Raw genomic sequence first — 26,405 nt, forward strand, 5'->3', positions numbered from 1 at the left:
CGTCAGTCTGGGGGAGCAATGGGGCGCGCGTGCGGCGCACGCGCCTTGTTTCGCGCGCCCTTTCGCGATCACATGCGGTCGTCTTCGGTCGGCACCAGGATCTCGCGCTTGCCGGCATGGTTGGCCGCGCCGACGACACCCTCGCGCTCCATCCGCTCGATGATCGAGGCGGCGCGGTTGTAGCCGATCGACAGGCGCCGCTGGACGTAGGAGGTCGAGGCCTTGCCGTCGCGCAGGACGATCGCCACCGCCTGGTCGTAGAGGTCGGCGCCCTCGTCCGGCTCGCCGCCGCTCGAACCGCCGCCCGAGCCGCTGTCGCCGCCATCTTCCTCGTCCTCCTCAAGGATCGAATCGAGATAGTCCGGCACGCCCTGGCTCTTCAGGTGATTGACGATGTCCTCCACCTCGGCGTCGTCGACGAACGGGCCGTGGACGCGCTGGGTGCGGCCGCCGCCGGCCATGAACAGCATGTCGCCCATGCCCAGGAGCTGCTCGGCACCCTGCTCCTGCAGGATGGTGCGCGAGTCGATCTTCGACGTCACCTGGAAGGAGATACGGGTCGGGAAGTTGGCCTTGATCGTGCCGGTGATCACGTCGACCGACGGGCGCTGGGTCGCCATGATGACGTGGATGCCGGCGGCGCGGGCCATCTGCGCGAGGCGCTGCACCGTGCCCTCGATGTCCTTGCCCGCGACCATCATCAGGTCGGCCATCTCGTCGATGATGACGACGATGTAGGGCAGCGGCGACAGGTCGAATTCCTCGGTCTCGAAGATCGGCTCGCCGGTCTCGCGGTCGAAGCCGGTCTGGACCGTGCGCGAGATCGTCTCGCCCTTCTCCATGGCGGCCTTCACCCGGGCATTGAAGCCGTCGATGTTGCGCACACCGACCTTGGACATCTTGCGATAGCGGTCCTCCATCTCGCGGACGGTCCACTTCAGCGCGACAACGGCCTTCTTCGGGTCGGTGACCACCGGGGCCAAGAGATGCGGGATGCCGTCATAGATCGACAGTTCCAGCATCTTCGGGTCGATCATGATCAGGCGGCACTCGGCCGGGGTCATCCGGTAGAGCAGCGACAGGATCATGGTGTTGATCGACACCGACTTGCCCGAACCGGTGGTACCGGCAACCAGCAGATGCGGCATCTTGGCGAGGTCGGCGATCACCGGCTCGCCGCCGATGGTCTTGCCCAGCGCCAGCGGCAGCTTGGCCTTGTTCTGGATGAACGCGTCGGAGCCGATCATCTCGCGGAAATAGACCGTGTCGCGGCGCTGGTTCGGCAGTTCGATGCCGATGGCGTTCTTGCCCGGAATGACGGCGACGCGGGCGGCGATGGCGCTCATCGAGCGGGCGATGTCGTCCGACAGGCCGATGACGCGCGACGACTTGATGCCGGGTGCCGGCTCCAGTTCGTAGAGGGTGACGACCGGGCCCGGACGGACCTCGATGATCTCGCCCTTGACGCCGAAATCCTCCAGCACGCCTTCGAGCAGGCGGGCATTCTCCTGCAGCGCCTCGGGCGACAGCGAGCTGTCGCGGCTGCGCGGCTTGGGCGGCGTCAGAAATTCGATCGACGGCAGCTCGAAGCGCACCGGATCGGCGACCGTGGTGACCGGCTTCAGGGCCGTGGCGCGACCGGAGCCGGTGCGCAGGCGCTGCTGTTCGGCGGTGACGGTGGCCTGCGGCACGACGCGCACGCCGGCATCGGGCTGCGGCGCGGCGGCGCGCTGCGGCGGACGGGCAGGTGCGCCCTGCCCTTCGGCGCGGCCCCGCGGCTCGCTGCGCGGCGCTTCGGCGACCGGCGCCTTGCGGCCCGGGAAGGCGACGATGTTGCCGGCCAGAAGCCCGCGCCAGCCGCCGTTCTCCTCGGGGATCGGTGCGGCGTTGGGCGACACGCGGTCGGCGGGGCCGACCACCATCGCATCGTCGTTGAGGGCCGGCTGCGGCTCGTCGAAGCTGCCGTCATAGGCCGCCTGCTCGTCGCCATAGGGCACGTCATCCTGCCAGTTGCCGGCATCGGTCATGCCGTCATCCTCGGGATAATCCGCCATCGGGTCGTGATAGCCGGCGCCGGTCTCGGCCTGCGCGGCGACGCGGATCTCGCGCCCGGTCTGCATCTGCGGCTGCTGCGCAGCCTGCGGCGTCGCGAAATCGTCGTCCTGCCAGTCGTCGAAGCGGTCGCCGAATTCTGCCGGCTCGCGCGCCGCGCGCCGGGCTTCGAGGTGACGCTGCACCGAAGAACGGACCGAATAGGCGGTATGGGCCAGTGCGCCGATGGCCAGCGCCACGCGGCTTTCGCCGGCCTCCTCGTCCTCGTCCTCGACGGGACGGCGGCGAGTGTCGGCCACGGGCCTGGCGCGGTTGCGATCGATCAGCCCGGCGCCGTTGAGGAACAGCCAGCCGGCCGGCGCGGCGATCATCACCGCGAAGACGAAGCCGAGAAAGCCGCTCGGATAGGCGCCGGTGGCCAGCGCCGGGAATTTCAGGACGATGTCGCCGGCCACGCCCCCAAGCCCGATCGGCAGCGGCCAGCCGGCCGGGGCCGGCAGGCAGCCGAGGGCCGCAGAGGCCAGAACGATCCCGGCCAGCGCGTACCAGGCGCGGCGCCAGATATGATCGACGGACAGACCGGACAGGAACAGAAGGCCCCAGATGGCCGGCAGCGCGACGAGCAGCGCCGCGCCCAGGCCAAAGATTTGCATGGCGAGATCGGCGACCACGGCGCCGGCCGGGCCGGCCCAGTTCTCGACCATGTTCTGGTTCGACTGGCTCAGCGACGGATCGCTGACCGTCCAGGTGGCGCAGGCAACGCCCAAATAGGCCGCCAGGCCGATCAGACCTGCCGCGCCGCAGAGTTCGCCCTGCCGTCGGATGAAGGAAGTTTGGCTGTCGCCACTCGCCGTCGATGCCATCGTGTCCTGCCTGTCTCGTCGTGGCGGACCGGCCCGAAGCGGCGGGTCCACTGCTTGCGCGGAGAGTAGGCGCGGCTGGTTAAGACCCGTTTAAGCTTAAGAGGAAGTTGCGGCGGCCGCGACAAAGCCCGCAGGAACCGCCTCCGGCTTGCCACGGCCCGCCTCGCCTCCCATGTCGCGGCCGAAAGAGACAGACGGAGCCAGGAGATGGACATTCGCCACGAGAACCACGGCGGCAAGGGCCGCTTTTCGACGCCAGGCGGCGAGTCGGAGCTGACCTATACGATGGCCGGCGACACGACGGCGATCTTCGAGCACACCTATGTGCCGGCCAGCGAACGCGGCCAGGGCATCGCGGCCAAACTGCTGGCCGCGGCGGTCGACTGGGCCCGCGGAGCGGGCCTCACCGTGGTGCCGCAATGCTCCTACGTTCAGGCGCAGTTCCGCCGCCATTCCGAATACCGCGAGCTTCTCTAGGGCCCGGCGCCGACCGCCTCCCCTTGCAAACGCCAACGGGGACAGGCTTGCGCCCGTCCCCGTCGAGTCAGCCTTGGGAGGATGGCTTACGAGTGGTAGGCGACCTCGCCGTGATAGGAGAGATCGAGGCCCTGGCGCTCGGCCTCGGCGGTCGGCCGCAGCCCGACGGCCATGTCGACGAGCTTGAACAGGATCGCCGAGATGACGCCGCACCACACGATGGTGACGAGGACCGCCCAGATCTGGATCATGGTCTGCCCGGCGATGGAGAAGTCCGCATCGCCCGTGCCGCCCAGCCAGGGCGCGGTGAAGATGCCGGTGCCAATGGCGCCAACGATGCCGCCGACACCGTGAATGCCGAAGACGTCGAGGCTGTCGTCATAGCCGAACTTGTTTTTCACAACATCGACGAAGAAGTAGCAGATGCCGCTGGAGATGGCGCCGAGCACGATGGCGCCGACCGGCCCGACCGTGCCGCAGGCCGGGGTCACCGCGACGAGGCCGGCGACGATGCCGGAGGCGGCGCCCAGCATCGAGGCCTTGCCGCGCATCATCGTCTCGATCACGCACCAGGCGACCAGCGCGCCGGCGGTGGCGGTGAAGGTGTTCAGCATGGCCAGCACCGCGCCGCCGGTCGCCTCGAGATTCGAGCCGGCGTTGAAGCCGAACCAGCCGACCCACAGGATCGAGGCGCCGACCATGGTCAACGTCATCGAGTGCGGAGCCATCATGTCGCGGCCGAAGCCGGCGCGCTTGCCGACGAACAGGCAGCCCACCAGCGCCGCGATGCCGGCATTGATGTGGACGACGGTGCCGCCGGCGAAATCGAGCGCACCCCAGTTGAAGATCAGGCCCGAGCCGTCCCACACCATGTGGGCGATCGGGAAATAGACCAGCGTCACCCAGAGCACGGTGAACAGCATCACCGCCGAGAACTTGATGCGCTCGGCGAAGGCCCCGACGATCAGGGCGGGCGTGATCACCGCGAAGGTCATCTGGAAGGCGATGAACAGATATTCCGGCAGCGCGACCCCGTCGGTGAAGGTGGCGGCGGTGGAATCGACGGTCACCCCGGCGAGGAACAGCTTGCCGAAGCCGCCCCAGTAAGGGCTGGTGCCGCCGCCGAATGCCATGGAGTAGCCGTAGACCACCCAGATGATCATCACGACGCCGGCGATGACGGTGCACTGCATGAGCACCGACAGCATGTTCTTGGCCCGCACCAGCCCGCCATAGAACAGCGCCAGGCCCGGCAGCGTCATGAACAGGACGAGCAACGTCGCGGTCATCATCCAGGCAACGTCGCCCTTCTCGACGACGGGCGCCGCCGCCGCAGCCGCATCGGCCACCGCGGCCTCCTGGGCCAGCGCCGGACAGGCAAGCGCCGCGGCAAGGCCGAGGCCTGCGGCGAGAGCCGGCAGAGGGCGTTTCAGACGGGAAGTGGTGACCATGTCGCTCTTCTTTCCAGTGCGCCCTCGAAGGGGCCGGAGAGGAAGCGTCGCGGCGCTCCCGCGGGCAGACAATCAAAAGCCGTGCCATATCCCGAAGCAGCGCGCAGCGCCTTAAAACTGGCCGATCTGACGCCATTTCCGCCGCTGCGGCCGCGCAAACTGCCTGTTTCGCGCCCAGAGTGACGCTTTGTTAGGCATACCGGTCACGCGTTCGGCATCGGCGCCCGAACGTGAAAAGGGGGCCCCAAGGGCCCCCTTCTCGCATCGTTCGGCAGGTTCGGATCAGGCGCGGCCGACCGAGAACTCCGGATAGGCTTCCACGCCCACCTCGGTTCGATCGAGGCCGAGGGCCTCTTCCTCCTCGCTGACCCGGATGCCCATCACCGCCTTCAGGATCGCCCAGACCACCAGGCTGACGACGAAGGTGAAGACACCGTAGGCGAGAACGCCGATCAGCTGCACGCTGAAGCTCGTCTCCGCATTGGTCAGCGGCACGGCCATCGTGCCCCAGATACCGGCGAGGAGATGGACCGGGATCGCACCTACCACGTCGTCGATCTTCAGCTTGTCCAGCAGCGGCACCGCGAAGACCACGATCACGCCACCGACGGCACCGATCAGGATCGCCGACAGGGGCGACGGCTGCAGCGGCTCCGCCGTGATCGAGACCAGACCCGCCAGGGCGCCGTTCAGCACCATGGTCACGTCGACCCGCTTGTAGATGACCTGCAGCAGGATCAGCGTGGCGACCACGCCGCCGGCCGCGGCCAGGTTGGTGTTTGCGAAGATGCGCGACACGTCCGACACGTCGTTGATCGTGCCCATGGCGAGCTGCGATGCACCGTTGAAGCCGAACCAGCCGAGCCACAGGATGAACGTGCCCAGCGTGGCGAGCGGGATCGACGAACCCGGCATGGCGACGCCGCGACCGTCAGCGGTGAAGCGGCCTTTGCGTGCGCCCAGGAGCAGCGCGCCCGCCAGTGCAGCCCAGCCACCGACCGAATGGACGAGGGTGGAACCGGCGAAGTCGGAGAAGCCCATCACCGACAGCCAGCCGGCGCCCCACTGCCAGGAACCGGCGATCGGGTAGATGAAGCCGGTCAGGATGACCGTGAAGGCGAGGAACGGCCACAGCTTGATGCGCTCGGCCAGCGTGCCCGAGACGATCGAGGCAGCGGTGGCCACGAAGACCATCTGGAAGAACCAGTCGGAGGCCGTCGAATAGCCGGTGGCGAGGTTGTTGCCGCCCACAGCGTCGAAGCTGTAGGTGCCGAAGGAGCCGAAATAGCCGCCGTCGACGCCGGTGTACATGAGGTTGTAGCCGACGATCCAGTACATGATGCCGGCGATGGAATAGAGCGCGATGTTCTTCAGGCACTGCATCGACACGTTCTTGGAACGCACGAGGCCGGCCTCGAGCATGGCGAAGCCCGCCGCCATCCACATCACCAGGAAGCCGCCCACGAGGAACAGCAGGGTGTTGAAGATGTAGGCGACGTTCGGCTCGGTCGCATAGGCGACGGCTGCCGCGGCAGCGTCGGAGCCCTGGCCCGCGGCTTCGGCTGCCGCTGGCGCGGCGTCCTGGGCGAAGGCGGCGGTGGCCGCCAGGCCGGTCAGCGTGCCGGCGACGAATAGGAGTTTCGTGAACTTCATGGTCCGGTCGCTTCCTCTCACAGTGCGTTGACGTCGACTTCGCCGGTCCGGATGCGGACCGCCTGGTCGATGCCGAAGACGAAGATCTTGCCGTCGCCGATCTGGCCGGTCTTGGCGGCGGTCTGGATCGCCTCCACCGTGCGGTCGACCAGATCGACCGCGACCGCGACCTCGATTTTCAGCTTGGGCAGGAAGCTCACCGCGTATTCCGTGCCGCGGTAGATCTCGGTGTGGCCCTTCTGGCGCCCGTAACCCTTGACCTCGGTGACCGTCAGCCCCTGGACGCCTATGCCGGTCAGTGCTTCGCGCACCTCGTCCAGCTTGAATGGCTTGATGATCGCCATCACGATTTTCATGTTCACCTCGAACCTTGGGCGGCTGGGAGCACCGCCGAGTTGAGCCAGCGAATGCCGGGAGCGTCATGCGCCCGACGGTTGACTGACTCAGAGGAAAACAAGGTCCGTGCCAAACGGGCCGAACAACCGCCAATCAGGCGATTTTTCTGGCCGGGGCCCTCGGGCGCCACTTTTTCAGGCACCCGGCATCAGGCCGATCTGCATATTTTATGTGCAGATCGGGTTGTCGTGGTGGTTTTCTAGGCGCCTCGGCGCGGCCGGATCAGTCCTTCCTGGGCGACCGAGGCGGTCAGGACGCCGTCGGCGGAATAGAGCGAGCCGCGGGTCAGGCCGCGGGCGCCGGAGGAGGACGGACTGTCCTGGGCGTAGAGCAGCCAGTCGGAAACCCGCACCGGCCGATGGAACCACATGGCGTGGTCGAGGCTGGCGGCCTGGATGCGCTTGTCGAACACCGACAGGCCGTGGGCGAAGAGCGAGGTGTCGAGCAGCGTCATGTCCGACAGATAGGCCAGCACCGCCGCGTTCAGCGCCCGGTCGTCGCCGATCTCGCCCGGGCAGCGCACCCAGACCCGCTGCACCGGCTCCAGCTTGTCCGTCGTCAGATAGTGGTCGAAGGAGATCGGCCGGAACTCGATCGGCCGCGGCCGCTCCCAGTAGCGCCGCACCGCTTCGGGCGCCCGCTTCAGGATCGTCTGGTTCAGATCCTCGCCATGCGGCACCTCGTCCGGTCCCGGCACGTCCGGCATCGTCGCCTGGTGGTCCAGCCCCTCCTCGTCCTTCTGGAAGGAGGCCGACAGCGAGAAGATCGCGTGGCCGTGCTGGATGGCGACGACCCGGCGGGTAGTGAAGGAGCCACCGTCGCGGATCCGGTCGACGTCGTAGATGATCGGGGTGGCGGGGTCGCCGGGCCGCATGAAGTAGGAATGCAGCGAATGGCAGAAGCGGTCGGCCGGCACCGTGCGCTGCGCGGCGACAAGCGCCTGGGCGATCACCTGGCCGCCGAAGACCCGCTGCCAGCTCTGGTCCGGACTGGTGCCACGGAAGAGATTCTCCTCGATCCGCTCCAGGTCGAGGGTCTCGAGGAGCTTTTCAACGGCCTCTGTCATCCTAGATTCACTCCGGTACGCGGACAGATCGCCGCCGTTCGCCTGACCCGGCGTTGCACCACAAACCGGCAGATGGTCAACCGGTTTCGGACCGAATCTGCCCCGCCGCCCTCGCGCGTGCGCGATATCAGGAGCCTTGCATGTCCGACGACACCCTTGCCGATACCACGCCCGAGCACGCCGACATCGTGGTCGCCGGCGCCGGCTATGTCGGCCTGACGACGGCGGTGGCGATCGCGGATGCCGCGCCGTCGCTGAAGATCGTCCTCGTCGACGCCGCGCCCGAGGGCGTCTGGCAGCGCGACGGCCGTGCCTCGGCCGTGGCCGCCGCCGCCATCCGCATGCTGGAGCAGCTCGGCATCTGGCAGGAGGTCGCCGACGAGGCCCAGCCGATCACCGAGATGATCGTCACCGATTCCCGCACCTCCGATCCGGTGCGGCCGGTCTTCCTGACCTTCGGCGGCGAGGCGCGTCCGGGCGAGCCCTTCGCTCACATGCTGCCCAACGTCGCTCTCAACGGCGCCTTGCGCAAACGTGCCGACGCCCTCGGCATCCAGATCCGCGCGGCCACCGCGGTGTCCGGCATCGACCAGAAGCCGGCCTCGATCCGCGTCAAGCTCGCCTCCGGCGGCGCCATCGAGGCGCGACTTCTCGTCGCCTGCGACGGCGTGCGCTCGGCAATCCGCGACATGGCCGGCATCGGCACCGTCCACTGGGATTACGGCCAGTCCGGCATCGTCGCGACCGTTGCCCACGAGCGGCCCCATCATGGCCGCGCCGAGGAGCATTTCCTCCCCTCCGGTCCCTTCGCCATACTGCCGCTGAAGGGCAACCGTTCGTCGCTGGTCTGGACCGAGCCGACCCGCGAGGCCGACCGCCTCGTCGCCTCCGACGACATGATGTTCGAGCTGGAGCTGGAGCAGCGCTTCGGCCACAAGCTGGGCGCCCTGACCGTCGAAGGCGGCCGCCGCGCCTTTCCGCTCGGCCTGACGCTCGCCCGCGACTTCGTGCGGCCGCGCATCGCGCTGGCCGGCGATGCGGCCCATGGCATCCATCCGATCGCCGGGCAGGGCCTCAATCTCGGCTTCAAGGACGCCGCGGCGCTGGCCGAGACCGTCGTCGAAGCCGCCCGCCTCGGGCTCGACATCGGCGCCCTCGACACCTTGCAGACCTACCAGCGCTGGCGGCGCTTCGACACCGTGCAGATGGGCATCACCACCGACGTCCTGAACCGGCTGTTTTCCAACGACAACGGCCTGTTGCGCGCGGCGCGCAGCTTCGGCCTGTCGCTGGTCGACCGCACTCCGCGGCTGAAGGATTTCTTCATCGGCCAGGCCGCCGGCCTGCATTCCGGGGCCTCGCCGCGGCTCCTCCAGGGCGAGGCCATCTGAGGGCTCCGCCGCGGCAGAACGGCACGATTTCGGGGCGTCTGGAACGATTCTATCGCCCCGCACGCCCCCGGCAGCAAATTCTTTCCCGCCTTGCCGCTGCTCGGCAATGCCCGCCGCCGATCCCCGGATCGAATACGCCTATGTAGGGTCAACGCGACGTGGCCTTTTGCGGCCGATGGCAGGGAGCAACCGACATGGCGAAGGATCACCGCGCCGGATCGAAGGTCAGGGGCGACAAGCTGCCGGCGATCGTGATGGCCAATCACCTTCTGGAAGGCGACGTCGTCTTCCTCGCCGACAGCGGCTGGACGCTCGACCCGTCCAAGGCCCGCGTCGCCTATGACGCCGAGACGGCCGACGCCATGGAAGCCGAGGGCAAGGCGGCGCTCGCCGCCAACATGGTGGTCGATCCCTATCTCGTTCCCGTCGACATCGAGGGGTCCGGCCTGCCGGTCGCCCGGCATTTCCGCGACGCCATGCGCCAGAAGGGTCCGTCGATCCATCCGGACATGGGCAAGCAGGCCGAATACGAGACGCCCGCCTGAGCCGCGCATCGGCGCGACAGGGGATGGCAGCCGGCCGGACCGGCGCCGAGACGAGCTTGAAGAGGACACAGCATGTATCGCTATGACGAGTTCGACGAGGAGTTCGTGCGCGAACGCGTGGCCCAGTTCCGTGGTCAGGTGGCCCGGCGGCTGGACGGCTCGCTCTCGGAAGACGAGTTCAAGCCGCTGCGGCTGAAGAACGGCCTCTATCTCCAGCTCCACGCCTACATGCTGCGCATCGCCGTGCCCTACGGCACGCTGAGCTCAAAGCAGCTGCGCCAGCTCGCCGACATCGCCGAGACCTACGACAAGGGCTACGGCCACTTCACCACGCGCCAGAACCTGCAGTTCAACTGGCCGAAGCTGAAGGACGTGCCGGCGATCCTCGACATGCTCGCCGATGTCGAGATGCACTGCATCCAGACGTCCGGCAACTGCATCCGCAACGTCACCGCCGACCAGTTCGCCGGTGTCGCCGCCGACGAGGTGGAGGATCCGCGCCCGACCGCCGAGCTGATCCGCCAGTGGTCGAGCCTGCATCCCGAATTCACCTGGCTGCCGCGCAAGTTCAAGATCGCCGTCACCGGCGCCGAGCACGACCGCGCCGCGATCATGGTCCACGATGTCGGGCTGAAGATGAAGCGCGGCCCTTCCGGCGAGCCCGGCTACGAGGTCGTCGTGGGCGGCGGTCTCGGCCGCACGCCGATGATCGGCAAGATCGTTCGCGACTTCATTCCGCGCGACGAGCTGCTCGCCTATCTCGAAGCGATCATGCGGGTCTACAATTCCGAGGGCCGGCGCGACAACAAGTTCAAGGCGCGGGTGAAGATCCTCGTCCACGAGACCGGCGAGGAGGAATTCCGCCGCCGCGTCGAGGCCGAATACGCCCAGCTCGACGGGCCGACGATCAACGCGCCCGAGGACGAGGTCGCGCGCATCGCCGCCTATTTCGCGCCCCCGGCCTACGAGACCCTGCCGGACACGTCCGAGACGCTGGAGGCCGCACGCCGTGCCGATCCGGGCCTCGACCATTTCGTCACGCAGAACGGCTTTGCCCACAAGCAGCCGGGCTACATCGCGCTCACCATCTCGCTGAAGGCCATCGGCGAGGTGCCGGGCGACATGTCGGCCGAGCAGATGCGCGTCTTCGCCGACATCGCCGAGCGCCATTCCCTGTCCGAGCTGCGCGTCACCCATTCGCAGAACCTCGTCCTTCCCTATGTGAAGAAGGACGACGTGCCGGCGGTCTATGCGGCGCTGAAGGCGGCGGGCCTGGCGACGGCCAATGCCGGTCTCGTCACCGACATCATCGCCTGCCCCGGCCTCGACTATTGCGCGCTGGCCACGGCGAAATCGATCCCGATCGCCCAGGAGATCGCCCGGACGTTCCAGGACGAGGACCGCCAGCGCGACATCGGCCCGCTGCCGATCAAGATCTCCGGCTGCATCAATGCCTGCGGCCACCACCATGTCGGTGCCATCGGCATTCTCGGCCTCGAAAAGGCCGGCAAGGAGAACTACCAGATCACCGTCGGCGGCGACGCCACGGAGAACGCCGCCCTTGGCGAGCGCCTCGGCCCCGGCATCGACGCCGAGGACGTACCGGGCGCGATCGAGAGCATCGTGCAGGTCTATCTCGGCGAACGCCGGGAGGGCGAGGAGTTCATCCAGACCGTGCGCCGCGCCGGGCTGGAGCCGTTCAAGGCCGGCTTCACCGCCTATATCGCTTCGCGCCAGGCCGCGACGGAGGCAGCCGAATGACCCTGATCCGCGAGACCGGCGAGACGTCGGACCATTATCGCCGCGTCGACAGCATCGAGGCCCTCGGCACGGACGGGGCGCTGATCGTGCCGCTGGCCCTGGCAGAGGCGGCGAAGGACCAGCTCGCCGGCCGCCGCTTCGGCCTGTCGGTGCCCAACAACGCCGCGGTGGAAGACATCGCGCCGCTGCTGGCGGATGTCGACCTGGTCGTGGTCGAGTTCCCGGCCTTTTCCGATGGCCGCGGCTTCTCGCTGGCCAAGCGCCTGCGCCGGGCCGGCTTCGAAGGCACGCTGCGCGCTTCGGGCCCGCTCATCGCCGACCAGTTCGCCGATGCGCTGGCCTGCGGCTTCGACGAGGTCGAGCTGCCCGAGACCATGGCCAACCGCCAGCCCGTCCAGCAGTGGATGGAGGCCAAGGACACCATGAGCCGCCACTACCAGAACGGCTACGGCGACGACCGCAGCATCCTGAGAAAACGGCTCGCCGCCCGCGAGGCTTGAAACGATGACCGCAACCCTGCCCGATCTGGCCGCGACACTGAACGGTGAATTCGCGGGCCTGACGCCGCTCGAACGCCTGCAGGCGATGGTCGCGCGCGTCGATGGCCCCGTCGTCTTCACCACCAGTCTCGGCATCGAGGACCAGATGATCACCCATCTGATCTTCTCGAACGATCTGCCGATCCAGGTGAAGACGCTGGACACCGGCCGGCTGTTTCCCGAGACCTACGCACTGTGGCGCGAGACCGAGGAAAAATACGGCCGTCGTATCCGCGCCATGTATCCGCAGGCCGAGGCGCTTGAGGAACTGGTCAACGATCAGGGCATTGACGGCTTCTACTACGCGCCGGAATTCCGCAAGAATTGCTGTGGCGTGCGCAAGGTGGAGCCGCTCGGCCGGGCGCTGGCCGGGGCGGCGGGCTGGATCACCGGCCTGCGCCGCGACCAGTCGGCCAACCGCTCCGACATGGATTACGTCGCCTTCGACGGCGCCCGCGGGCTGATCAAGGCGAACCCGATCTTCGACTGGACGCGCGAACGCATCGCCTCCTTCACCGCCGCCGAGGGCGTGCCGGTGAACGCGCTGCACGCGCAGAACTTCCTGTCGATCGGCTGCGCGCCCTGCACCCGCGCCATCCGGCCGGGCGAGCCCGAGCGGGCCGGCCGCTGGTGGTGGGAAGAAGAGACCAAGCGCGAATGCGGCCTGCATGTCGATGACGACGGCCGGCCCATGCGCGCCGACAACAACCGTCCCGCCGAAGGGGACGCGGCCTTCGAAAGGCTCCCGCAATGAAGCACATGACCCATCTGCAGCGGCTCGAGGCCGAGTCGATCTTCATCATCCGCGAGGTTGCGGCGACCGCCGACAATCCGGTGATGATGTATTCGATCGGCAAGGATTCGGCCGTCATGCTGCATCTCGCCATGAAGGCCTTCGCCCCCGGCAAGCCGCCCTTCCCGCTGCTTCATGTCGACACGACCTGGAAGTTTCGCGAGATGATCGAGTTTCGCGACCGCCGGGCGCGCGAGCTGGGCCTCGACCTCATCGTCCACACCAATCAGGACGGTGTGCGCGACGGCATCAGCCCGTTCGCCTCGGGCAGCCGCGTGCACACCGAGGTGATGAAGACCCAGGCGCTGAAGCAGGCTCTCGACAAGTACCAGTTCGACGCGGCCTTCGGCGGCGCGCGCCGCGACGAGGAGAAGTCCCGCGCCAAGGAGCGCATCTTCTCGCTGCGTTCGGCCGAGCATCGCTGGGACGCCAAGAACCAGCGGCCCGAGCCCTGGCGGCTGTTCAACACCCGCAAGAAGAAGGGTGAGAGCTTCCGCGTCTTCCCGCTGTCCAACTGGACCGAGCAGGATGTCTGGGACTACATCGCCCTGGAGAACATCCCGGTGGTGCCGCTCTATTTCGCCAAGACCCGGCCGATCGTGCGCCGCGACGGCGCGCTGATCATGCGCGACGACGAGCGTATGGAGCTGCGCCCGGGCGAGACCGTCGAGAACATGATGGTCCGCTTCCGCACCCTTGGCTGCTACCCGCTGACCGGCGCGGTGGAATCCGAGGCGACTGATCTCAAGGACATCATCTTAGAAATGCGGGGCTCCCGCACCTCCGAGCGCCAGGGCCGGGTCATCGACCAGGATTCCGGCGCCTCGATGGAAGAGAAGAAGCAGGAAGGCTATTTCTGACATGACCATCGCCGTGCAGAAACGCCCCCGCGAGGATGCGGTCGACACCGCCCTCACCGGCCATGCCAATCCCGCCGTGATCGCCGAGGACGAACGCTTCGCGGGCCCTGCGCCCGACGATGGCGATGTGGCCGTGGTCGATCCGCAGGCCGCCATGCAGCCTGTGCTGGCGCCGGCCGAATCCCTCCTGCGCTTCATCACCTGCGGCTCGGTGGACGACGGCAAGTCGACCCTGATCGGCCGCCTGCTCTTCGAGACCAATGCGGTCTTCGACGACCAGATGGACACGCTGAAGCGTGATTCCCGCAAGTTCGGCACGACCGGAGAGGATCTCGACTTCGCGCTGCTGGTCGACGGCCTGTCGGCCGAGCGCGAGCAGGGCATCACCATCGATGTCGCCTATCGCTATTTCTCGACCGGCAACCGCGCCTTCATCATCGCCGACACGCCGGGCCACGAGCAATACACCCGCAACATGGCGACCGGCGCATCGCAGGCCGAGCTCGCCGTCATCCTCGTCGATGCGCGCAAGGGCATCCTGCCGCAGACGCGGCGGCACTCTTTCATCACCTCGCTCGTCGGCATCAAGAGCGTCGTCATCGCCATCAACAAGATGGACCTCGTCGACTTCAGCCAGGAACGCTACGAGGCGATCCGGCGCGACTACGAGGCGATCCTGCCGCAGCTCGGCTTCACCGACGTCTCCTATGTGCCGCTGTCGGCCAAGAACGGCGACAACATCGCCGCCCCGTCGCCGAACATGCCCTGGTATGACGGCCAGACGCTGCTGCAGCGCCTGGAGACGGCAACGCCGGAGACCTTCGACGCCGGCTCGGCGCCGTTCCGTCTGCCGGTGCAGTGGGTCAACCGCCCCAATCTCGACTTCCGCGGCTTTGCCGGCACCATCGTCGGCGGGCGTGTCGCCCCCGGCGACGCGATCGCCGTCATGCCTGGCCGCCGCACCACCACCGTCAAGGCCGTCTGGGGTCCCGACGGCGAAGTCGCCAGCGCCGAGGCCGGCGAGGCGGTCACCCTGACCCTTGCCGACGAGGTCGATGTCTCGCGCGGCGATGTCCTCGTCGGGCCGTCCGACACGATCGCCGCCCAGAAGACCGTGACCGCCGACATTCTCTGGATGGCCGACCGGCCGCTGATTTCCGGCGGCCGCTACGTCGCGCGCCTCGCCACCTCGACGACACCCGCCTCGGTGCGCAGCCTCGACAACGCCATCGACATCCACACCTTCGAATCCGGTGCGGCCAACGTTCTCCTGATGAACGAGATCGGCCAGATCACCCTCGGCTTCGACCGGCCGGTGATGGCGACGACCTACGAGGAAAACCGCGAGCTCGGCTCCTTCATCCTGATCGATTCGCTGACCAACGAGACCATGGCGCTCGGCATCGTGCGCACGGTCTCCGCTTCGGACGAGGTCACCCAGGCCGCGCCGGCCGAGGCGCCGCTCTCCCCTCTCGCCCGGGCGCAGGCCCTGTGGTTCGGCGCCGCCGAGGGCGAGCATCGCAAGGGCCATGGCAAGCTGATCCGCTACCGGGCGGCCGGTGCGGTGATGATCGGCATCCTCGCGCTGCTGTTCGGGCTGGGGATCGGCTTTGCCGTTCTCCTGGCGGCGATCGACTTCGTGCTGCGGCCGTTCCTGGCGCTCATGACCGGCGGCGGTGATCTGCCCGGAAAGAACGGCGCCGACCCGACCACGGTAGGCGACGGAGCCGGCATTTGATGGCGGCAGGCACGATCGGGCCCTGCACCGAGGATCGCGGTCACCGAAGCGACGACGACATTCGCCGCTCGCGGCGGGTGCGGCGTCGGCTGCCGCTGATCGAGCTGATGCTGCTGGTCGCCTCGATCGCGGTCTGCGCCGCCTTCGTGCTGGACTGGCTCGGCTGACCGGATGATCGCGATCCTCCCCGCCGAGGCCGTTAACCGGCACGGCGGGGAGATGGCCGCAGCATGGCCCCTGCCCGAAAATCGTCCCTGAATGAGCACCTCGCAGTCACGTCCCCGCCATCCACCGCGCCGAGGTTCTGGCCATGGACGGATCGGAGCCTTCGATCCGCATCGACGGAGTGACCTCATGAAGACCACCCTTCTCGCCGCCGCGGTTCTCGCCTTCGGCGCCGGCGGCGCCTTCGCCCAGGAAGCCCAGACCGCACCGCAGAAGACCCCGACCTGCGCCGAGGCCCTGCCCCAGATCGAATCGCTGATCGGCCAGGCCGACCAGGCCGGTCTGAAGACCGAGACCGCCGAGGATCACGTCGAGACGGCGCGCGCCGCCCAGACCTCGCAGGACGAGGAAGGCTGCATCCGCGCCCTCGTCATGGCGCAGAACGATGTGCTGACGCAGGCGCAAGAGGCCACGCCGGCGCCCGAGACCAAGCAGCAGTAAGCTGCGTATCCAGACAATGCACGAAGGGCCGGCGCATCAGCGACCGGCCCTTTTCATGTCGGCAGAAATCGGCGCGGCTCAGTCGAGGGTGCGCGCCTCGGACGGCAGCATGATCGGGATGCCGTCGCGGATCGGATAGGCGAGCCGCGCCGCCTCCGACACCAGCTCGTTGCGCTCCCGGTCGTAGCTCAGCGTCGTCTTGGTCAGCGGGCACACCAGCAGCTCCAGCAGCTTGGGGTCCGGCTGGCCGGCCTGGTGCCGGGGGCTCTTTTCGGTCATGGCATGTCCTTCAGCGCGGCCTCAAAGCAGCGGTTGCGCGTCTTATCGCCCGCCGGCCAACCGGCTGCAATCGCCGTCGGCCGGGCACGGGACGCCTATTGCAGCGTGTGCGGCGGCGAACCGTCGCCACCATCGCCATCGCGGGCCAGCGAGATCTCGGTGATCGCGATCAGCGTCTCGGCCCGCGTCTTCAGGTCCGGCGCTTCGAGCAGCGCCTGCTTCTCGGCCGCGCCATAGGGCGACATCATGCAGAGCGCGTTGACCAGCGTCTCGTTCGACGCCCGGGTGACGCTTTCCCAGTCGGCCTCGAGCTGGTTGGCGTCGAGATATTGCCGGAACGCCTTCAGCAGCGCGTCGCGGTTCACCTCTTCCGCGCCCTTGCCGAAATCGAGATCGCCGAGGAACGGCTTGACCCGGAAGGAGCGATAGGGCGCACGGGTGTCCAGCTCTTCCAGGGTCCGGAAGCGCACCACGCCATGCAGATTGAGGATGTAGCGGCCGTCGCCCGATTCGGTCAGCGAGGTGATCCGGCCGAAGCAGCCGACCTGGCAGAGTTCGGGTTCGCCGTCGGGACGCGCGCCGCCGTCGAGGCTGGGCTGGATCATGCCGATGATGCGCGCGCCCGCCATGGCGTCGTCGATCATCTCCAGATAGCGCGGCTCGAAGATGTTGAGCGGCAGTTGACCGCCCGGCAGGAGCAGGGCTCCCGAGAGCGGGAACACCGGGACCGTGTCCGGCAGGTCCGAAGCGGTCCGGTAGTTGATATTGCCAGCGTGAACCAAACGATGTCTCCGTGTCAGACACCGAAGTTGGATCGGTCGCCGGCGATCTCAAGGGATGCGGCAGAAGGCGGCAGGCACGGCGCGCCCTGCCGTCACCCCGAAAAGCCGGACCGGACCGCGCATTGTCGCGCGGTCCGGGGCAGGAATTCAGGAGAACAGGAGGCCCGACAGGCGCCGCCGCGCGTCCTTGGTCGCCGGATCGGTCGGCCCCCAGGCCTGGAAGAACTCCAGGAGCTTGGTGCGGGCCGCATCGTCGTCGAAGCTGCGGTCGCGGCGGATGATCTCCAGGAGGTGCCCCGCCGCCGTCTGGCGGTCGCCCTTGGCCTGGGCGATCAGCGCCAGGTCGTAGCGCGCCCGGTGGTCGTCCGGATCGCTCTCGATGCGCTGCTGCAGCAGCACCGGATCGCCGAGCTGGGCGATCTCCTCGGCGAGCTTCAGCTTGGTGCGCACCGCTTCCACGGCCGGGTCCTCGGTCTTCCCCTCGCCGGCGGCGCCGTACTGGTCGATCAGCGCCTTGGCGCGGGCCGCGTCGCCGGTCGCCAGATAGCATTCGGCCAGGCCGCCCGTTGCGCCGGCATGGCCCGGCTCGTGCTGCAGGACGGCGCCGAAGATCTGCGCTGCACCGCCGGCGTCGCCATCGGCCAGAAGCTGGTTCGCCTGCTCCATCGCCTGCGCCACCGGATCGTTGCCGCTGCCCCCCTGGCCCTTGGTCACGCGATCGATGAAGGCCTTGATCTCGCTCTCGGGCAGGGCGCCCATGAAGCCGTCCACCGGCTGCCCGCCGACAAAGGCGAACACCGCCGGGATCGACTGCACGCCGAGCTGGCCGGCGATCGACGGATGGTCGTCGATATTCATCTTGACCAGCTTCACCTTGCCGCCGGCGGCCGCGACGGCCCGCTCCAGGATCGGCGTGAGCTGCTTGCAGGGACCGCACCAGGGCGCCCAGAAATCGACGAGCACCGGCTGGTTGCGCGATTCCTGGATGACGTCGGCCGGGAACTGCGCCGTCGTCGTGTCCTTGACGAGGTCGGCCGCCGCCGGGGCGGAGGCGTCGCCGAACCCCTGCAGCGTGGTCGTCGGTGCGGCGGGCGCTGCCGGGGCCGCCGGTTGGCGCGGCGCGGCGGCGGACGGTGCCGCCGGCGTGGTCGACTGCTGGCCGTAGCCGCCATAGGAGGTGCCGCCGTAGGGGGCGTAGGGATTGTCGCTCATTCTGCCTGTCCGTCGCCGGCCGGCGCCTCGAGCCCGATGACAAGCGGCTCGTGCCCCGTTGATTGGAAGAACGCCATCAGGTCCGCCGTCGCGATCGTCGTCGTCGCTTCGTTGGTCATGGGATGGCAGTTCACCATATCGTGCATCAGAAGGCCTTCATCAAGCACGAGGCGGACCGCGCCGTCGCGATCGTTGACGACGCCGAAGGCGGTCACCGATCCCGGCTCGACGCCGAGCAACGCGCGCATCTGGTCGGCGCTGGCGAAGGACAGCCGCCCCGACGCGCCGATGCGCTTGTGCAGGCCCTTCAGGTCGACCGTCCGGCTCTCTTCGGCGACGACCAGGAAGATCGTCCCCTTCTTGTCCTTCAGGAACAGGTTCTTGGTGTGCCCGCCGGCGATCGTGCCGCGCAGCGCCTGGCTTTCCTCCACCGTGTGCAGCGGCGGATGCGCCACGGTCGTGGTGGCGATGCCGAGCCCGTCGAGATAGGCCATCAGAGCGTCGCGGTCCTTCATCAGGCATCTTCCCTTGCGATTGGCGAACAGCCGCCGGTTACCGCACCTGCGCTTGCTTGCGAAGACCCGCATCTGAACCGCTGCGCCACTCGGCATTTTGATGGCACCGGACACAACATCGCATGAAAGCGACTCACCCCGGTCGAGTCTGAGAGATCCTGGAAGAGGATCGCCGTCTCCCTTGCTGCCTCCAATCTCGTTCAGGCCGCAGCCGCTGCCTCTCGCGTCCCCGCGACGGCGCCCGTCGCGCCTTTCGCGCCGTTCCCAACCGCCGCGCGCCCGCACCCCCTGGCTCCGGCGCCCCGCCGGATCCTTCGCCAAACACCCCGGAATCCCGTGCATTCCGGCCCGCGCGGCACGCCCCGAAGATCACGTTCGATTCCCGTCATTTCGCTGTTGCAATCCACCGGCGATTGGGGCATACACCGCTCGTCCGCGGCGCTCAGGCGCCGCACGGAGCGGGCGGGCGTAGCTCAGGGGTAGAGCACAACCTTGCCAAGGTTGGGGTCGTGGGTTCGAATCCCATCGCCCGCTCCAATTTTCCCCACATCCTAATACCTACATGCGTTGCGATCATCGATCGGAATTGATCGCACAAGTGTCGTTTGGTGCTTTCGCAGCCGGCTGCAGTCAAATGCTGACGGTCGGATATCCATGCATCATCGTGACGATGTGCCGCTTCGCCCACATGCTCAGATACGGCCACACTCGATGAGATCACCGTCAGTCCGGGCGGCAGGGCGAAGCGCTGGCAATCCAGCTTCGACTGTCGGTCATGCTATGCGCCGGACTTCTCGTAGTCAGCAACGGCCGAGCGGACACGGGGACGCATCACATTTACAAAAGCGTTGACTCGTTCCGACAACCACTCGAAGGCCTTCGCTCGCATATCCGGTTCATCCAGGGGGCCCGCAACCAGGCTATCGATGATCCGTGGGCGACCGTCCTTGTTGGCGGTGAGTACGGCGGTGCCCCCGAGTTCCCGTCGCACGATCTCCCAGTCTTCCGCTATAACCGTTGCTGCGTACTCACCGGCCCCGTTTCGGCTGTAGGAGAGCATCACGCCCACCTCGTTCCGGCGTATGTCGCGATACACCGTGAGCCAGCTGGCGCCCGCCGGGGCGGGCAGCGTGAAGGACAGAAAACCCTGCCTTGGAGGTTTGGGTATCGGCTGCTCCGGATCATCCAGCTTCACATATGGAAGAAATTCCAACCAGAACCGTTGCTGGGCATACCCCAATGAGCTGCGGTCAGGATCGATCTCGGAGTCGGCAGCATTCGTTTCTGCAGCTTCCTCTACCCTGTATCCGTCGGGCACCGCGACGACCTGCCGTGCAAGCGTAGCGGTTTTCGCCAGAATTCGTGGGACAACAAGCCGGTCACCATTTGGCATGATGTAGATCGGCAATTCGATCAGTCCCAGTGAGAAGTGCAGTCCGGCATGTTGCTGGAGGTATTCGGTTATCGTTTCCACGCCCTCCCGGATACCATCTCCTACGATCAAGAGAAGGAAACGGCCCCGTCGTAGATTCTGAGTCACAGCGTCGTTGAAGTCAGCTTCATCGACCGAAGGATCAACATCTCTGACCATTCTAAGAAGGGGATTGCCATCACTCTTCAAGCGGCGATTGACCGCCCGCTGCAGGTCCGAGGATGACCATCGGCTCAATTCTTTTGCGTAGTCCAGAATCTGGCCAACAACTTCGCGCCGGCCTTCGGGGTTTCGCCAAAGCTTGCACTCAACAAGAACCGGTAGTCCCGAGGGGGTGACCATGAAATTATCAATCGGCCCCGCAGGCGTTTGCAACTCGGTGCAGATCGGGACCGGCCCCACAAACATAGAATCGATTTCCGCGATCGGGAGCGACGCCGGATATGTCTGAACGAGCGTCTGAATCTGCGCTTCGCTAAACGCCTCATCGCCTGCCTGAGTCCCTAGGGGCTGGAGCGGGACTGCTTCCTGCGGCTCAAGCCGCAAAAGGATGGGCGCACTGTGTTGCCTGCTCAATTCCGCCCCCTCCAACGACCACCGGCCTGACTTTGTCTGGCATTCAGAAGGCCGCCTTAAAACCTCGTGTTGGCCGCACGAGCATCCGGCCGCATTCTGCGCAACGCCCCGTGACCTCCTTCGCCCGCCGCCTAGATGGCAGGACAAAGGAGTTCCCACAATGAACAAGCTCATTCCCATCGCCCTGACGGCGCTTCTGGCCCTGTCGGCCTGCAGCGACGAAACCGAGACCGACGCCGCCGATCCGGCCGTGTCCACCACCAGCGAGCCGGCTTCCGCGCCGTCGACCACCGAACGCGAGACCGGCGAAGCCATGGAGGCGATTGGCGAGGCCGGGCGCCAGACCGGCGAAGCGGCCCGTTCGGCGCTGGAAGACCTGTCCGAGGCCGCCGGTCCGGCCATCGACCAGGCGCGCGAGGCCGGCAGCAAGGCTCTCGACGACGCGAAGGAGGGGCTGAACAACGCCACCCGCAGCGCCGCCTGCCGGACGGCCCGTGCCGCCGAGGACGCCGACGGTATCGCCGCCAATTGCTAGACCGACGTTGCCGCCCGCCCCGCCGGGTGGCCTTTTGGACCAAGCCGACACTCCGACCACGATCGCGCCGGGGGGCCGGAAGGGCGATCCCGGCAACTCTCCCCGCTCGGCAAACCATGGCGACGATTACAGCAAGCCGGACGGGATCAGACCGCGCCCGCCTTTCCTCCAGGCAGGATGTCGGTCGCCCGGTGATCGTCGCCGACGCCCGCGATCAGGAAGATCTCGCCCTCCGCGCCCTGCATCCGCAGGGGCCGGATGGCCTGATAATCCGGCGAATCGTACCATGCCCGCGCCAGGCCCATGTCCGGGAAGGCGAGAACGACGATGTCGTCCGTCACCTCTCCCTCGCAAAGCTCCTTCGTGCCGCCATGGATGAGGAACCGGCCGCCAAACGGCGCCAGCGCGGCGTCGATCCGCTTGAGATAGTCGACAATGCCCTGGTTCAGCGTGACATTGCGCAGATGGGCGATGGCGTAGGCGGGCATGTCGGCCTCCCTGTTCATTTTCACGCCAGCGCCCGACCGGACCGTTGCACCGCCTCGAACTCGAGAACGGCCAGAAGAGCCACGACGACGGCCTGGGCAAGGAGACAGATCCAGCCAGCGAGATTGGGCGCGAGAACGCCGCTTGCCGGCAGGGCGACGCTTGCGACGACCCACAGCGCATTGCCGAGAACGACCATGAGAGCCGCCCAGCCCGGTATCGGTCGGAGCCGGGCGACGGCCATCATGAAAGCGGCGACCGGGAGGAGGAGCATGCCGGCGCCCGAAAGAAAGCCGGCGGGAATCTGCGTCACGCCGGCAAGCGGGCCGGAGGCGGCCAGGAGGAGGCCGCCCATCAGGGTGCAGGTGACCGCATCGAGGGTCAGCAGGGTGCGGAGGGTGGGAAAGCGCGGGTTACGTTCCATCGATTCGGCCTTTCCTGAGCGCTGCGGCCCGATCCGCCGGGCCGCTGCCGGCGATCCTCATCGCGCACGAGACCTCTGTCGATTACGTCCGAGGTCATTGCCGAGAGCAGGCAGGGTGATGGAGACACGGCCATGACAAGCGCACGACGATCCGCGGGAGACCTCTTGCGCGAGTGGCGCCAGCGGCGGCGCTTCAGCCAGCTCGCTCTCGCTCTCAAGGCCGGCATTTCCCAACGCCATCTCAGTTTCCTGGAATCGGGTCGGTCGGCGCCAAGCCGGGCGATGCTCCTGCGCCTTGCGGACCATCTCGACGTGCCGCTGGAGGCGCGCAACGCCCTTCTCCTCGCCGCCGGCTTTGCGCCGCTCTTCCCGCAGCATGACCTCGGGGACGCCGAACTGACGGCCGCCAGAGAGACCATCGACCGGATCCTTTCCGGCCACGCGCCCCACCCGGCCCTGGCCGTGGACCGCCACTGGACGCTGCTTTCCGCCAATGCCGCGATCGCGGTCCTGACGGACGGCGTCGCGGGGCACCTCCTCACCGGCGCGGTCAATGTCCTGCGTCTCGGCCTGCATCCGGAGGGACTGGCCCCGCGGATCATGAATTTCGCCGAATGGCGCGCGCATCTCCTGCGGCGCCTCGCCCGCGACGTCGCCCTGTCGGCCGACCCCGTGCTGGCCGCCCTCCTTAAGGAGCTCGAATCCTATCCGGCGCCCACCCAAGCCGACATGTCACCGAACCCGGAACCGCCCGAACCGGCCGTGGCCGTGCCGCTGATCATCACCAGCCCGCTCGGGCCGCTGACCTTCCTCAGCACCACCACGATGTTCGGCACGGCCACCGACGTCACCCTGGCCGGAATCGCCATCGAAAGTTTCTTTCCGGCGAACCGGCAGACCGCCGACGCCATGGCGACCCTCGCCGGCAGCGTCGAGGACGCCCCGTTCGGGCCGCGGGGATAGTTCGGTCTGTGGTGAGATCGTAGCGGGGTTCTAAAAGCCGACTGGGCGGGCAGAGCCGACGGTCGCGGCCACGCCAAACGATCAACGAAAGATCGCAACGTCAGGGACAAAGGGGCCCCAAACGACAAACACTCCCGGAGCCGGGGCTCGCGGGAGTGTCTGAACTTGGTTGCGGGGACAGGATTTGAACCTGTGACCTTCAGGTTATGAGCCTGACGAGCTACCGGGCTGCTCCACCCCGCGCCATTGCCGTGCGGCGCGTTCCGCGTCGCCGGTGACCTTCATATATGCGACAGGCGGATGAATGTGAAGAGGAAATCTCGTGGAATTTCGAGAAAACGAAATCCTCTCCGGCTCACGCGACGCTCGCGGGCCGATCCCTCCTGTCAGGCCCGGAAGGCTAGCAGAGGTGGCGTCGCTTGAGAAGCGTCGCCACCTGCCCTCGGGCCGAAGCCACGGCGGCCGTTGCCGCCGATGACTCAGTTGCCAGCGATTCAGTTGCCGGCGATTCAGTTGCGCAATTCGCGCCGAAGCACCTTGCCGACGCCGCTCTTGGGCAGCTCGTCGCGGAACTCCACCTCGCGCGGCCGCTTGTAGCCGGTCAGATTGTCCCGGCAGAACGCCTTGACCTTGTCGGCCGTCAGCTCCGGATCGCTCGCCACGACGAACAGCTTCACCGCCTCGCCGGAATTCTCGTCCGGGATTGCGATCGCGGCCGCTTCCACGACGCCGGGCATCCGCGTGACGATCTCCTCGATCTCGTTGGGATAGACGTTGAAGCCGGAGACGTTGATCATGTCCTTCTTGCGGTCGACGATCCTGAAGCGGCCGGTCTCGTCCATCACGCCGATATCGCCGGTGCGGAAGAAGCCGTCGGCGGTCATCACCCGGGCCGTCTCGTCGGGACGGTTCCAGTAGCCGACCATGACCTGCGGGCCGCGAATGGCGATCTCGCCGCGCTCGCCCATCGGCACCTCGCCGCCCTCCTCGTCGAGGATCTTCAGCTCGGTCGAGGGGATCGGGACGCCGATCGTGCCGCTGTACTCGGTGGAATCGGTCGGATTGCAGCAGGCCGACGGCGCGGTTTCCGACAGGCCGTAGCCCTCGCAGATCGAACAGCCGGTCTGCTTGCGCCACAGCTCCGCCGTCGCCGCCTGGACGGCCATGCCACCGCCCACCGACAGGCGCAGATGCGACCAGTCGACATTCTTGGCGTCGGGATGCCGCGCCAGGGCGCCGAACAGCGTGTTGACCGCCGGGAAGGAGTGGAAGCGATACTTCTTCAGCTCCTTCAGCGTCGCGGGGATGTCGCGCGGATTGGGAATCAGGATGTTGCAGCCGCCGGTGCGCATCGACAGCATCATGTTCACGGTGAAACCGAAGATATGGTAGAGCGGCAGCGCGCAGACCGTCGTGATCTGCTCGTTCGCCGGCATGTTCTTCAGCGCCGGCGCGTGCCAGGCTTCCGACTGCAGGACATTGGCAATGATATTGCCATGGGTCAGGGTCGCGCCCTTGGAAACGCCCGTCGTGCCGCCGGTATATTGCAGCACCGCCGGCTCGTCGCGCTCCGAGGCGACCGCGGTGAAGCTCGCCGCCCTGCCCCGCGCCATGGCGTCGCGAAAGCCGATCGCCCCGTCCAGCTTGTAGGCCGGCACCATCTTGCGCACCTTGCGCACGACGAAATTGACCAGGTGCCGCTTCAATGTCGGCAGCATGTCGCCCATCGACGTGACGATGACATGCTCGACCGGCGTCTCGGCCCGGCAGGCCTCGAGGGTCGAGGCCATGTTCTCGAGAATGACGATCGCCTTGGCGCCGGAATCGCGCAGCTGATGCGACAGCTCGCGGGGCGTGTAGAGCGGGTTGGTGTTGACCACGATCAGCCCGGCCCGCAGCACGCCCGCGACCGCCACCGGATACTGGAACAGGTTCGGCATCATCAGCGCGACGCGGTCACCCTTCTGCAGTCCCAGCGACTGCAGGAAGGCGGCGAAATGGCGTGACTCCTCGTCCAGCTCCTTGAACCGCATGGTGGCGCCCATGAAGTGGAACGCCGGCTGGTCCTTGTGCTGGATGAACGCTTCGCTCAGCAGCTCGCCGAGGGAATGATAGGGGAAATCCGGCAGCTCGGCCGGAACGCCGTCCGGATAGATCTGCAACCAGGGTTTCTGCATTCTCGACACCTCCCGTTGTCCGCCCATACCGATAGCGCAGACTGGGGAGAAACGGAACGCTCTACCGTTTACGTCAACGGAAATTCTGCGGCTTTTCTCGGAAGGCAGGAATGCGCGATGAACGGCTGCCATCAATGCGGGACAGCCGCACGCCGATGGCGACCCGGCCGGCAAGGCGAGCCGGGTCGCTTTGGACGGCCGGGAACGACCCGACTAGAGGTTCCGGCCGATCGCGCCGCCGGCGACCGCGCCGCCGACGCCACCGATGACCGCACCGCCGGTACCGCCGACCGCATTGCCGATGACGGCGCCGCCGACACCGCCGACGGCCGCGCCGCCGATGGTCTTCTGGGTCCGGCTGCAGCCGGCGGCCGCGAGCATCACGGCCATGACGACGGTGACGGTGTAGAGCTTGGTGTTCATGCCGCAATTCTCCCTGCGAAGGCCCGCCATTCGTCGCGAATGCGGTGTCCCGCAAGAACTAAGCCGACGGAATGATGCGGCAAGAACGCGGCACAGTGTTTTGGCGCTTCCGCCGGTTCACGGTCCCGTCAGGGTCGCAGGATACCCCTTGAACGCAAAAAGCCCCTCGGCTGTGGAGCGCGAGGGGCTTTGCGTGGTGCGTTGTGAAGAAGATGGTCTCAATGGACAACTTGCGATTTGCAGACCTGGCGGCGACCGACTTTCCCGCGTCTTGAGACGAAGTATCATGGGCGCTGGGGCGTTTCACGGCCGAGTTCGGAATGGGATCGGGTGCGGCCGCCCCGCTAGAA

General features: G+C 67.2%; 26 protein-coding genes, 2 tRNA genes and 1 rRNA gene. 13 read left to right on the forward strand and 16 right to left on the reverse strand.

Going from position 1 to position 26,405, the window contains the following annotated elements:
* Positions 1 to 68: 68 nt before the first annotated feature.
* Positions 69 to 2,915, reverse strand: a complete 2,847-nt coding sequence (locus tag ACEQX1_RS05580; RefSeq protein ID WP_370196592.1) for a DNA translocase FtsK — start codon at positions 2,913 to 2,915, stop codon at positions 69 to 71.
* Positions 2,916 to 3,122: 207 nt separating this feature from the next.
* Here ACEQX1_RS05580 and ACEQX1_RS05585 point away from each other — a divergent pair, with 207 nt between their 5' ends.
* A complete protein-coding gene (locus tag ACEQX1_RS05585; RefSeq protein WP_370193938.1) occupies positions 3,123 to 3,392 on the forward strand; it encodes a GNAT family N-acetyltransferase in 270 nt (89 codons plus the stop codon).
* 86 nt (positions 3,393 to 3,478) lie between these two features.
* Here ACEQX1_RS05585 and ACEQX1_RS05590 read toward each other — a convergent pair whose 3' ends face one another.
* The 4 genes from ACEQX1_RS05590 to tesB all read right to left on the reverse strand — a co-directional run bounded on the left by ACEQX1_RS05590 (position 3,479) and on the right by tesB (position 7,958).
* Positions 3,479 to 4,843: an ammonium transporter gene (locus ACEQX1_RS05590; protein ID WP_370193936.1), complete on the reverse strand. Its 1,365-nt coding sequence runs from the start codon at positions 4,841 to 4,843 to the stop codon at positions 3,479 to 3,481.
* A gap of 282 nt (positions 4,844 to 5,125) precedes the next feature.
* Positions 5,126 to 6,496 carry an ammonium transporter gene (locus tag ACEQX1_RS05595; protein WP_188076397.1) on the reverse strand — a complete coding sequence of 457 codons (1,371 nt, stop codon included), beginning with the start codon at positions 6,494 to 6,496 and terminating at the stop codon, positions 5,126 to 5,128.
* Between the two features lie 17 nt (positions 6,497 to 6,513).
* Complete coding sequence (locus ACEQX1_RS05600; protein ID WP_029703667.1) at positions 6,514 to 6,852, reverse strand: P-II family nitrogen regulator; 339 nt, start codon at positions 6,850 to 6,852, stop codon at positions 6,514 to 6,516.
* Positions 6,853 to 7,091: 239 nt separating this feature from the next.
* The gene (gene tesB / locus ACEQX1_RS05605; protein WP_024351938.1) at positions 7,092 to 7,958 is read right to left on the reverse strand and encodes an acyl-CoA thioesterase II; all 867 of its coding nucleotides are present in this window, start codon (positions 7,956 to 7,958) and stop codon (positions 7,092 to 7,094) included.
* A gap of 140 nt (positions 7,959 to 8,098) precedes the next feature.
* On the opposite strand from tesB, the gene ACEQX1_RS05610 reads away from it, so the two are divergent.
* From ACEQX1_RS05610 to ACEQX1_RS05650, 9 genes are all read left to right on the forward strand, one after another.
* Positions 8,099 to 9,349: a ubiquinone biosynthesis hydroxylase gene (locus ACEQX1_RS05610; RefSeq protein WP_187391578.1), complete on the forward strand. Its 1,251-nt coding sequence runs from the start codon at positions 8,099 to 8,101 to the stop codon at positions 9,347 to 9,349.
* A gap of 194 nt (positions 9,350 to 9,543) precedes the next feature.
* Positions 9,544 to 9,894 (forward strand): DUF2849 domain-containing protein, encoded by a 351-nt coding sequence (locus ACEQX1_RS05615; protein ID WP_024351940.1) that lies wholly within the window; start codon positions 9,544 to 9,546, stop codon positions 9,892 to 9,894.
* 72 nt (positions 9,895 to 9,966) lie between these two features.
* Complete coding sequence (locus ACEQX1_RS05620) at positions 9,967 to 11,655, forward strand: nitrite/sulfite reductase (protein WP_370196593.1); 1,689 nt, start codon at positions 9,967 to 9,969, stop codon at positions 11,653 to 11,655.
* A complete protein-coding gene (locus tag ACEQX1_RS05625; RefSeq protein WP_188076393.1) occupies positions 11,652 to 12,155 on the forward strand; it encodes a DUF934 domain-containing protein in 504 nt (167 codons plus the stop codon). Before ACEQX1_RS05620 ends, ACEQX1_RS05625 begins: the two co-directional genes overlap by 4 nt.
* Before the next feature lie 4 nt (positions 12,156 to 12,159).
* On the forward strand, positions 12,160 to 12,948 hold the full coding sequence (locus tag ACEQX1_RS05630; RefSeq protein ID WP_024351943.1) for a phosphoadenylyl-sulfate reductase: 789 nt from the start codon (positions 12,160 to 12,162) through the stop codon (positions 12,946 to 12,948).
* On the forward strand, positions 12,945 to 13,847 hold the full coding sequence (cysD, locus tag ACEQX1_RS05635; protein ID WP_370195734.1) for a sulfate adenylyltransferase subunit CysD: 903 nt from the start codon (positions 12,945 to 12,947) through the stop codon (positions 13,845 to 13,847). Before ACEQX1_RS05630 ends, cysD begins: the two co-directional genes overlap by 4 nt.
* A gap of 1 nt (position 13,848) precedes the next feature.
* Positions 13,849 to 15,585 (forward strand): sulfate adenylyltransferase subunit CysN, encoded by a 1,737-nt coding sequence (gene cysN / locus ACEQX1_RS05640; RefSeq protein WP_370195735.1) that lies wholly within the window; start codon positions 13,849 to 13,851, stop codon positions 15,583 to 15,585.
* Complete coding sequence (locus tag ACEQX1_RS05645) at positions 15,585 to 15,752, forward strand: hypothetical protein (RefSeq protein ID WP_370195736.1); 168 nt, start codon at positions 15,585 to 15,587, stop codon at positions 15,750 to 15,752. Before cysN ends, ACEQX1_RS05645 begins: the two co-directional genes overlap by 1 nt.
* Before the next feature lie 187 nt (positions 15,753 to 15,939).
* A complete protein-coding gene (locus ACEQX1_RS05650; RefSeq protein WP_187391572.1) occupies positions 15,940 to 16,251 on the forward strand; it encodes a hypothetical protein in 312 nt (103 codons plus the stop codon).
* A 78-nt stretch (positions 16,252 to 16,329) separates the two neighbouring features.
* On the opposite strand, the gene ACEQX1_RS05655 is transcribed toward ACEQX1_RS05650, so the two are convergent.
* The 4 genes from ACEQX1_RS05655 to ACEQX1_RS05670 form a co-directional block, all read right to left on the reverse strand.
* A complete protein-coding gene (locus tag ACEQX1_RS05655) occupies positions 16,330 to 16,530 on the reverse strand; it encodes a Trm112 family protein (protein ID WP_370196594.1) in 201 nt (66 codons plus the stop codon).
* 95 nt (positions 16,531 to 16,625) lie between these two features.
* Positions 16,626 to 17,312: an LON peptidase substrate-binding domain-containing protein gene (locus ACEQX1_RS05660; RefSeq protein WP_370196595.1), complete on the reverse strand. Its 687-nt coding sequence runs from the start codon at positions 17,310 to 17,312 to the stop codon at positions 16,626 to 16,628.
* A gap of 147 nt (positions 17,313 to 17,459) precedes the next feature.
* Entirely contained in the window at positions 17,460 to 18,524 is a 1,065-nt protein-coding gene (gene trxA, locus ACEQX1_RS05665; protein ID WP_370192341.1) for a thioredoxin, read from the reverse strand.
* Entirely contained in the window at positions 18,521 to 19,039 is a 519-nt protein-coding gene (locus ACEQX1_RS05670) for a prolyl-tRNA synthetase associated domain-containing protein (RefSeq protein ID WP_370192347.1), read from the reverse strand. Before ACEQX1_RS05670 ends, trxA begins: the two co-directional genes overlap by 4 nt.
* Before the next feature lie 462 nt (positions 19,040 to 19,501).
* On the opposite strand from ACEQX1_RS05670, the gene ACEQX1_RS05675 reads away from it, so the two are divergent.
* Positions 19,502 to 19,576: transfer RNA gene (locus tag ACEQX1_RS05675), tRNA-Gly, on the forward strand.
* 241 nt (positions 19,577 to 19,817) lie between these two features.
* Here the strand turns inward: ACEQX1_RS05675 and ACEQX1_RS05680 are convergent.
* Positions 19,818 to 21,047 carry a hypothetical protein gene (locus ACEQX1_RS05680; protein ID WP_370192342.1) on the reverse strand — a complete coding sequence of 410 codons (1,230 nt, stop codon included), beginning with the start codon at positions 21,045 to 21,047 and terminating at the stop codon, positions 19,818 to 19,820.
* Positions 21,048 to 21,207: 160 nt separating this feature from the next.
* On the opposite strand from ACEQX1_RS05680, the gene ACEQX1_RS05685 reads away from it, so the two are divergent.
* Entirely contained in the window at positions 21,208 to 21,582 is a 375-nt protein-coding gene (locus tag ACEQX1_RS05685) for a hypothetical protein (RefSeq protein ID WP_024351952.1), read from the forward strand.
* A gap of 146 nt (positions 21,583 to 21,728) precedes the next feature.
* Here ACEQX1_RS05685 and ACEQX1_RS05690 read toward each other — a convergent pair whose 3' ends face one another.
* Positions 21,729 to 22,070, reverse strand: coding sequence for a DUF1330 domain-containing protein (locus ACEQX1_RS05690; protein WP_370192343.1), 342 nt, complete (start codon positions 22,068 to 22,070; stop codon positions 21,729 to 21,731).
* Positions 22,071 to 22,090: 20 nt separating this feature from the next.
* The gene (locus ACEQX1_RS05695; protein WP_370192344.1) at positions 22,091 to 22,492 is read right to left on the reverse strand and encodes a hypothetical protein; all 402 of its coding nucleotides are present in this window, start codon (positions 22,490 to 22,492) and stop codon (positions 22,091 to 22,093) included.
* Positions 22,493 to 22,624: 132 nt separating this feature from the next.
* Here ACEQX1_RS05695 and ACEQX1_RS05700 point away from each other — a divergent pair, with 132 nt between their 5' ends.
* Positions 22,625 to 23,455 (forward strand): helix-turn-helix domain-containing protein, encoded by an 831-nt coding sequence (locus ACEQX1_RS05700; protein ID WP_370196596.1) that lies wholly within the window; start codon positions 22,625 to 22,627, stop codon positions 23,453 to 23,455.
* Positions 23,456 to 23,621: 166 nt separating this feature from the next.
* Here the strand turns inward: ACEQX1_RS05700 and ACEQX1_RS05705 are convergent.
* The 4 genes from ACEQX1_RS05705 to rrf form a co-directional block, all read right to left on the reverse strand.
* A tRNA-Met gene (locus tag ACEQX1_RS05705) sits at positions 23,622 to 23,698 on the reverse strand.
* Positions 23,699 to 23,964: 266 nt separating this feature from the next.
* Positions 23,965 to 25,632 (reverse strand): long-chain-fatty-acid--CoA ligase, encoded by a 1,668-nt coding sequence (locus tag ACEQX1_RS05710; protein WP_370194783.1) that lies wholly within the window; start codon positions 25,630 to 25,632, stop codon positions 23,965 to 23,967.
* Positions 25,633 to 25,845: 213 nt separating this feature from the next.
* On the reverse strand, positions 25,846 to 26,055 hold the full coding sequence (locus ACEQX1_RS05715; protein ID WP_024351957.1) for a hypothetical protein: 210 nt from the start codon (positions 26,053 to 26,055) through the stop codon (positions 25,846 to 25,848).
* A 243-nt stretch (positions 26,056 to 26,298) separates the two neighbouring features.
* Positions 26,299 to 26,405, reverse strand: a 5S ribosomal RNA gene (gene rrf, locus ACEQX1_RS05720); the annotation flags it as partial.

It is taken from the genome of Aurantimonas sp., assembly GCF_964217435.1.
GTDB classification, from domain to species: Bacteria; Pseudomonadota; Alphaproteobacteria; order Rhizobiales; family Rhizobiaceae; genus Aurantimonas; species Aurantimonas coralicida.

Bases quoted from the DNA above. Each gene is read 5' to 3' on its own strand.
- ACEQX1_RS05580 (WP_370196592.1), bottom strand. From the start codon at position 2,915: ATGGCATCGACGGCGAGTGGCGACAGCCAAACTTCCTTCATCCGACGG.
- ACEQX1_RS05585 (WP_370193938.1), top strand. From the start codon at position 3,123: ATGGACATTCGCCACGAGAACCACGGCGGCAAGGGCCGCTTTTCGACG.
- ACEQX1_RS05590 (WP_370193936.1), bottom strand. From the start codon at position 4,843: ATGGTCACCACTTCCCGTCTGAAACGCCCTCTGCCGGCTCTCGCCGCA.
- ACEQX1_RS05595 (WP_188076397.1), bottom strand. From the start codon at position 6,496: ATGAAGTTCACGAAACTCCTATTCGTCGCCGGCACGCTGACCGGCCTG.
- ACEQX1_RS05600 (WP_029703667.1), bottom strand. From the start codon at position 6,852: ATGAAAATCGTGATGGCGATCATCAAGCCATTCAAGCTGGACGAGGTG.
- tesB (WP_024351938.1), bottom strand. From the start codon at position 7,958: ATGACAGAGGCCGTTGAAAAGCTCCTCGAGACCCTCGACCTGGAGCGG.
- ACEQX1_RS05610 (WP_187391578.1), top strand. From the start codon at position 8,099: ATGTCCGACGACACCCTTGCCGATACCACGCCCGAGCACGCCGACATC.
- ACEQX1_RS05615 (WP_024351940.1), top strand. From the start codon at position 9,544: ATGGCGAAGGATCACCGCGCCGGATCGAAGGTCAGGGGCGACAAGCTG.
- ACEQX1_RS05620 (WP_370196593.1), top strand. From the start codon at position 9,967: ATGTATCGCTATGACGAGTTCGACGAGGAGTTCGTGCGCGAACGCGTG.
- ACEQX1_RS05625 (WP_188076393.1), top strand. From the start codon at position 11,652: ATGACCCTGATCCGCGAGACCGGCGAGACGTCGGACCATTATCGCCGC.
- ACEQX1_RS05630 (WP_024351943.1), top strand. From the start codon at position 12,160: ATGACCGCAACCCTGCCCGATCTGGCCGCGACACTGAACGGTGAATTC.
- cysD (WP_370195734.1), top strand. From the start codon at position 12,945: ATGAAGCACATGACCCATCTGCAGCGGCTCGAGGCCGAGTCGATCTTC.
- cysN (WP_370195735.1), top strand. From the start codon at position 13,849: ATGACCATCGCCGTGCAGAAACGCCCCCGCGAGGATGCGGTCGACACC.
- ACEQX1_RS05645 (WP_370195736.1), top strand. From the start codon at position 15,585: ATGGCGGCAGGCACGATCGGGCCCTGCACCGAGGATCGCGGTCACCGA.
- ACEQX1_RS05650 (WP_187391572.1), top strand. From the start codon at position 15,940: ATGAAGACCACCCTTCTCGCCGCCGCGGTTCTCGCCTTCGGCGCCGGC.
- ACEQX1_RS05655 (WP_370196594.1), bottom strand. From the start codon at position 16,530: ATGACCGAAAAGAGCCCCCGGCACCAGGCCGGCCAGCCGGACCCCAAG.
- trxA (WP_370192341.1), bottom strand. From the start codon at position 18,524: ATGAGCGACAATCCCTACGCCCCCTACGGCGGCACCTCCTATGGCGGC.
- ACEQX1_RS05670 (WP_370192347.1), bottom strand. From the start codon at position 19,039: ATGAAGGACCGCGACGCTCTGATGGCCTATCTCGACGGGCTCGGCATC.
- ACEQX1_RS05685 (WP_024351952.1), top strand. From the start codon at position 21,208: ATGAACAAGCTCATTCCCATCGCCCTGACGGCGCTTCTGGCCCTGTCG.
- ACEQX1_RS05690 (WP_370192343.1), bottom strand. From the start codon at position 22,070: ATGCCCGCCTACGCCATCGCCCATCTGCGCAATGTCACGCTGAACCAG.
- ACEQX1_RS05695 (WP_370192344.1), bottom strand. From the start codon at position 22,492: ATGGAACGTAACCCGCGCTTTCCCACCCTCCGCACCCTGCTGACCCTC.
- ACEQX1_RS05700 (WP_370196596.1), top strand. From the start codon at position 22,625: ATGACAAGCGCACGACGATCCGCGGGAGACCTCTTGCGCGAGTGGCGC.
- ACEQX1_RS05710 (WP_370194783.1), bottom strand. From the start codon at position 25,632: ATGCAGAAACCCTGGTTGCAGATCTATCCGGACGGCGTTCCGGCCGAG.
- ACEQX1_RS05715 (WP_024351957.1), bottom strand. From the start codon at position 26,055: ATGAACACCAAGCTCTACACCGTCACCGTCGTCATGGCCGTGATGCTC.